Source organism: Pseudomonas sp. SJZ074, from assembly GCF_007828215.1.
In the GTDB taxonomy this organism is placed as follows: domain Bacteria; phylum Pseudomonadota; class Gammaproteobacteria; order Pseudomonadales; family Pseudomonadaceae; genus Aquipseudomonas.
The window spans coordinates 1-1074 of sequence record NZ_VIUE01000071.1 but is presented as its reverse complement, the minus strand read 5'-3'; the positions used below and the strand labels follow the sequence as shown (position 1 = coordinate 1074).

The window sequence follows — 1074 nt, the reverse complement described above, 5'->3', positions numbered from 1 at the left end:
CATCAGCGGCAAGCAAGGCGTACTGGTCGAGACCGGCGCGTTCGACAACAGCCAGTCCGGCCGCCTGAGCAGCGGGGCCAACCTCGACCTGACCACGCAAAAACTGACCAACCAGGACGGCGGCCGCATCGCCAGTAACGGCGCACTCACCGCCAGCGTCACCGACCTCGACCAACAGGGCGGCCAACTCTTCAGCAACACGGCGCTGACCCTGGACCTCAACCAGGGTCAACTGAACAACCAGGGCGGCCTGATCAATGCACCGCTGCTGATGCTCAAGAATCTTGCGGGCGTCAACAACGACGGCGGCGAGATCTCCAGCGCCCAGGCGTTCACCCTGGCCGCGCAAAGCCTGAACAACGACAACGGCAAACTGCTCAGCAACCAGGCCCTGACCCTGCGCATCGATAACGCCCTGACCAACCTCAAGGGCCTGATCGCCGCCGCGGCACTGGACGTCGAAGCCGCAAGCCTGAACAACAACGGCGGCACCCTGACCAGCCGCGCTGACCTCGACCTGAAGCTCAGCGGCGCGCTGGAAAACCAGAGCCAGGGGCTGATCAACGCCACCGACAACCTGAGCATTACCACCAGCGACCTGAACAACCGACAAGGTTCGCTACTGGGCAGTGCCATCGCCATCGATTTCGGCGCCGCCACCGGCGACCTGAACAACAGCGCCGGCCTGATCACCACCGCCGGTGTACTCAGCCTCAAGCACCTGCGAGACCTGAACAACCAGCATGGCGAAATCTCCAGCAGCCAGAGCCTGGCCCTGAACGCCCGCGACCTGGACAACAGCGCCGGCCAACTCATCAGCAACGGCGTGCTGACCCTGGGCGCCCGCAACGTCATCAACCAAGGTGGTTTGCTGTCCGGCTTCAAGGGTCTGGATCTGACCGCCACGAGCCTGGACAACCGCAACAGCGGCACCCTGTCGAGCCGCGACGAAAGCGTCAGTGCCACCCTCAGCGGGGCGCTACTCAACGGCAATGCCGGCGCACTGGTCGGTAAGAAACAACTGACCGTCAGCGCAGCCAGCCTGGACAACGGCGGCGGCATTCTCTCCAGCGG

1 pseudogene is annotated in these 1074 nt (G+C 64.2%); it reads left to right on the top strand.

Going from position 1 to position 1074, the window contains the following annotated elements:
* Positions 1-1074 (top strand): annotated as a pseudogene (locus tag FBX99_RS28795) (heme utilization protein); the annotation flags it as partial.